We start from the raw sequence: 5,119 nt of genomic DNA on the forward strand, positions 1-5,119 counted from the left end.
GCGAGAAAAATACTTTCATAACCGCGTATTTGACAGCATCGATACGCTCGAGAATCATTTGGTTAGTGCATTATGTAATCTCGAAAATGCCCCGGATTTAATCAAAAGTATAACCGGCTGGGATTGGATTATTAATGCAGTTTCTAGTGCAAATTAGAATTAGTGATTACTCCCTCTACTCTGACCCACATTAATCGCTGATACCAGACTGCCACGATTTCCCCAGGCATTTCGGATGAAGGATACTACCTGCGCGACCTCTTCGTCACGAATAATTTGCTGAAATGGAGGCATACCGTAAGGTCTGGGGTTTGCTGCAGTAGTAGGTGGATAACCGCCATTCAGCACACTGCGAATAACGTTAGTGGGAATCGTCATAGTAACGCTACGATTACCCGCCAGTGCAGGGTAAATACCTGGTGCCCCCCGACCTGATATGCCATGGCAGTTTTGGCAGTATTTCTCATACAGCTTTTCACCCTGTGCCAAGTATTTCCGGACATTTTCTGGCATTTCCGGATAACTCACTTCAGACAGAGCATTACTCTCAGGTAATGATTTCAGATAAATTGCCATAGCACGTAAGTCATCCTGTGATAAATACTGCAGACTTTGTCTGACAACCGTTCCCATTGGCCCCGATGTCACAGCACGCTGGGATACGCCGGATGAAAGTAATTCAATAATCTCTTCAATAGCCCAATCCATGCTTCCCGCTTCCTGCCGGGAAGTCAGCGATGGCGCATGCCAGCTCGACCCCATGATTTGCCCTCCTCCCGTGGAATCTTCTTGACTTGCACCCAGCACATTTCTGGCAGTGTGACAGGCATTACAATGGCCCAATCCTTGCACCAAATAAGCGCCTCGATTCCATTCGTCACTCTTGCTTTGATCTGGTTCATATATTCCCTGTTTGAAAAAGAGGGTACGCCAGAGATACAAAAGCGGTCTAGAGTTATAAGGGAAGCGGATTTCGTGAGGTGGATTGGATTGCGAAACAGCGGGCACCGACTGAAGGTAAGCAAAAATCAAGTTAGCATCCTCACGTGTCACCTTCGTGTATTCGGTATAAGGAAATGCAGGATAGAGGAGTTTACCATCGCGCGATTTACCCTCATGCATCGCTTTCCAGAAATCCTCTTCGCTCCAGAGGCCGATACCCGTTTCTTTATCGGGCGTGATATTGGGGGTGATAAAAGTTCCAAATGACGTAGACAATCGATACCCTCCTGCAAATGGCTGGCCTCCTTTGGCAGTATGGCATCCCAGACAATTTCCGACACGCGCAAGATACTCACCCTGCGCTCGTCGCTGTTCAGACAGGGCGGCATTTTCAGGAGAAGCATTGACCACGCCGGTGTTAGCTGCCAACAGCAAAGTCAGCATATAGCCAAGAAACAAAAAATCATTTTTCCATTCCCGAGCAATAATAATCATGGTTTGTGTCATCGAACTTCTCCATTTTCCGAAACAATGCTGGCACAACGCTGGGCCATTTCAGGTGAAAGTTGATTAGCTGGCTTTCCTGAAGCAGGTTGGGCAGCTAACCATTTTGCAACAGCATTGATTTCTTCATAGGTCAATTGTTTGGCGATATCTGCCATGCAATTCGCTATTTTTCCTCGAATCAACCCTCCGCTATGCCACCCTCCCAATTGTGCTGTCAAGTAAGCGCTATGCAACCCCAACAAACCTGGCACAAAAGGGACTGTTCCCATCAAATTCTTTCCATGACAGGCACTACATGCTGGTATATTCCGTTTGAGGTCACCTGAGTAAACAAGCTTCTCCGCTAGATTTTCTTCCAGGGGTTGCAGGGTGATAGGCTCTGGAGGAGGATAGGGCAAATCCAATGCTGCAAAATACTGAGCCATCTCTAGCAAGTATTGATCTGACATATTTTCGAGCAAAATAGCCATCGGCTGGTAATAACGTCGACCGTCCCTGAAGTGACGTAGCTGGTTAAAGAGATACCCCTCCAATTTTCCCGCAATACGTGGGTAATACGCATCTCTGTTATGCCTGTCCTCTACGCCGTGGCAAATAGTACAAGCCTTGACACGTTCAGCAAGCGTATCGGGAACATTAACCGATAGCACCTCTACAGCATCTGCCAGACTAGTAAAAAACAATAAGATAATTAAAATAGAATGTTTCATGTCGTTATTTTTATAGATCATCAGTGTCTATGCCATTCACTTTTCTGAAAGATTTATATCAACATGGCACAATTATTCTGGACGAAAGTTTAAAGCAATCCGCAATTCCGGCCAAACTTATCCAAAACTATGTCACAGCTCATTACCAGGCAAGGATTGACTCAGGCACACTGACATTGCTCATTGGTCAGCATAGCAAATTATTATCAAAACTCATGAAAGAGTATGGCACACAATGCGCCCTCTATATCACTGCCTGCAATCCTCATAGCCAACCTCAAGATAGGGAAGCAAATCTCACAGCGAGTAATCAATTATTCGTGCTGCTATCCACACTTTCCAATCACATTTTTTCCGGCAAAAGCTCAGACCCAGCGGGTAAGTGGCCAGCGGAATCAAGCTTTCTGGCATTAGGCATTGATTTTATCGCCTCTAAAACACTCGGCAGACAGTTTGATCAGAATGCCATTGTATGGGTTGATCTTGATGCAATTCCCCGGCTAATTTTACTGCGCTAAAGCTCCACTGCTATCATGCCTCACGAGCGATCGCCTGCTTTAACGTTTCGATTTGAGACTGATTGAGCGTCTCAGTTTTGAGTAATTCTTCAGCAGTCCTCTCAAGAAGCGCACGATTTTTGCGAAGAATACTTATTGCCCGTTCAAGCGCCTGATCCACGAGGACACGCACAGCCGCATCAATTTTGTTGGCCGTATCCTCGCTATAATCGCGACTCAATGGTATCGGGAAGCCCTGCTGCAAGAAAGCAGAACGCTCACGATCATATGCAACATGCCCCAGCGCATCACTCATGCCATAACGCAGTACCATGGCACGCGCCATATCAGTTGCACGTACCAGATCATCCGATGCTCCCGTGGATACTTCATTGAATATCACCTGCTCGGATGCCCGCCCACCTAGCATCACGGCCATTTTATTCTCCAGCTCAACCTGCGTCATCAAAAAGCGATCCTCAGTCGGCCGCTGAATGGTATAACCCAGCGCACCCACTCCCCGCGGAATGATCGATACCTTATGCACTTCATCTGTGCCAGGTAATGCCAGCGCCACCATGGCATGTCCCAACTCATGAAACGCCACGATCTTACGTTCTTTAGGATTGAGCAGACGATTACGCTTTTCAAGACCCGCAACAATCCGTTCGATTGCGTTATTAAAATCCTCCATCGCCACAGCTGAAGCTCTTCGTCGTGTAGCCAGCAAAGCGGCCTCATTGATCAAATTCGCCAGATCTGCACCTGTAAACCCGGAGGTGAGTGCTGCAATTTGTTCTGGTTTGACATCGCTACTCAGTTTCACTTTTCTTAGATGTACAGCCAGAATTTGTTCGCGCCCCGCTTTATCCGGCCGATCCACTAACACCTGCCGGTCAAAACGCCCGGCACGCAGTAATGCGGCATCAAGGATTTCCGGACGGTTAGTTGCGGCCAGCAATACGATCCCGCTTGATGGATCAAAGCCATCGAGTTCAGCCAGCAACTGATTCAGAGTTTGCTCCTTTTCATCGTGCCCGCCCCATGCATAAGAACCACGCGCACGCCCCAATGAATCAAGCTCATCGATGAAAATGATGGCTGGCGCCATTTGCCGTGCTTGTTCGAAAAGGTCACGCACCCTGGCTGCGCCTACACCGACAAACATCTCGACGAACTCTGCTCCCGAGATCGAAAAAAATGGCACCCCCGCTTCACCTGCCACCGCACGCGCCAACAATGTCTTACCTGTTCCAGGTGGCCCCACCAGCAGAACTCCCTTTGGCACCCTTCCCCCCAGCCGACTATAGTCAGCAGGATTCTTCAAAAAATTGATGATTTCCAGGAGCTCCTCCTTGGCTTCATCGACCCCCGCCACATCGGCAAAGGTAACCTTAGTCTCTTTCTCAACATAAACTTTGGCGCGACTCTTACCAATTGACATTAACCCACCGCTCACGCCACCGCTCATGCGCCGAATAATGTACAACCAGACTCCGATAAAAAGTACCATCGGCAAAATCCAAGACAACAAATCGCGCAGCCAGGTACTCTTGATAACCCCGGTATAAGTCACATTATGCTTATCCAGGATATCAGCAAGATCGGACTCAACACGTGTCGTGACAAAATTTTTGATTCCATCGGCGTTGGATTCTTTTAGCGTGCCGTAAATCTGGTTTTCTGTAATCGCCACCTCAGCAACTTTACCTTCTTCCAGTAGTGTATGGAATCGACTATAGGGGATCGGCTCAATCCGGGTATATTGCTCATAAAGATTACGCAAAAACATCATCGCAAGGATAGCAATGACGATGTACCAGAAATTGAATTGTACTTTCTTATCCATTAAATTTTTATCCATAAGATATTTCCTTCTTTATTGGAAAAACGGTTAAAAATCGTGAGAATCAATCAGGCAAACTACGGGCCAGTCCACGCTCAAGCTATATCTTTATGATCTTATCTTATGAAAATAAATCCTATTCATGCTTCTCCAGAATGAAAAAAATAAACTATGATGAATAACGCTTATTATTAGATTTCATATTTGATGCAATGTATTGCATCATTCTGGGAGTTTTACTCTGGCTAGAAACTAGCTCTTATGATTATTTTTTACAAATGCTTACCACAGAGCCATAAATGATAAAGTTCAGTCCCCAGAGTAACCCAATTTTGAAAAACTATTTTCTAATTTAGGTGAAAGCGACTCATTACAGTTACAAAACACAACATTCGAAAAATCGCAGGAAAGCCTGAATTACTACTTATTCTGCACAGCAGAAGAGTTTGGTCAAAATACGTTGACGGGGCTTTGGTTATGATTGTGATATCGTCATCGAAAAAACTGAAAAATTCTTTGCTATGAAGTGGTCCCCAAAAACTGTACAGATTGTTAAGCTCTGACAAAATTAAAAAGGAGCTTAATGACGATGAGTAAGAAGCGCACTCAATATTCGA

At 45.9% G+C, this 5,119-nt stretch carries 4 protein-coding genes; 1 reads left to right on the forward strand and 3 read right to left on the reverse strand.

Translation table 11 applies throughout. From position 1 onward, the window contains the following. Window positions 1–159: 159 nt before the first annotated feature. The gene (locus tag BLV54_RS14315) at window positions 160–1,449 is read right to left on the reverse strand and encodes a c-type cytochrome (protein WP_090572283.1); all 1,290 of its coding nucleotides are present in this window, start codon (window positions 1,447–1,449) and stop codon (window positions 160–162) included. Then, complete coding sequence (locus BLV54_RS14320; protein WP_090572284.1) at window positions 1,446–2,159, reverse strand: c-type cytochrome; 714 nt, start codon at window positions 2,157–2,159, stop codon at window positions 1,446–1,448. The genes BLV54_RS14315 and BLV54_RS14320 overlap by 4 nt, the downstream gene beginning before the upstream one ends. Before the next feature lie 29 nt (window positions 2,160–2,188). Here BLV54_RS14320 and BLV54_RS17040 point away from each other — a divergent pair, with 29 nt between their 5' ends. Then, the gene (locus BLV54_RS17040; protein WP_256329531.1) at window positions 2,189–2,677 is read left to right on the forward strand and encodes a DUF3293 domain-containing protein; all 489 of its coding nucleotides are present in this window, start codon (window positions 2,189–2,191) and stop codon (window positions 2,675–2,677) included. A 13-nt stretch (window positions 2,678–2,690) separates the two neighbouring features. Here BLV54_RS17040 and ftsH read toward each other — a convergent pair whose 3' ends face one another. Next, window positions 2,691–4,505, reverse strand: a complete 1,815-nt coding sequence (gene ftsH / locus BLV54_RS14330; protein WP_090572286.1) for an ATP-dependent zinc metalloprotease FtsH — start codon at window positions 4,503–4,505, stop codon at window positions 2,691–2,693. Window positions 4,506–5,119 lie beyond the last annotated feature (614 nt).

It is taken from the genome of Nitrosomonas sp. Nm33 (assembly GCF_900107265.1).
Taxonomy (GTDB): Bacteria; Pseudomonadota; Gammaproteobacteria; order Burkholderiales; family Nitrosomonadaceae; genus Nitrosomonas.

Excerpts from the sequence above, each read along its gene's own strand:
- BLV54_RS14315 (WP_090572283.1), bottom strand. The coding sequence starts at position 1,449 with ATGACACAAACCATGATTATTATTGCTCGGGAATGGAAAAATGATTTT.
- BLV54_RS14320 (WP_090572284.1), bottom strand. The coding sequence starts at position 2,159 with ATGAAACATTCTATTTTAATTATCTTATTGTTTTTTACTAGTCTGGCA.
- BLV54_RS17040 (WP_256329531.1), top strand. The coding sequence starts at position 2,189 with ATGCCATTCACTTTTCTGAAAGATTTATATCAACATGGCACAATTATT.
- ftsH (WP_090572286.1), bottom strand. The coding sequence starts at position 4,505 with ATGGATAAGAAAGTACAATTCAATTTCTGGTACATCGTCATTGCTATC.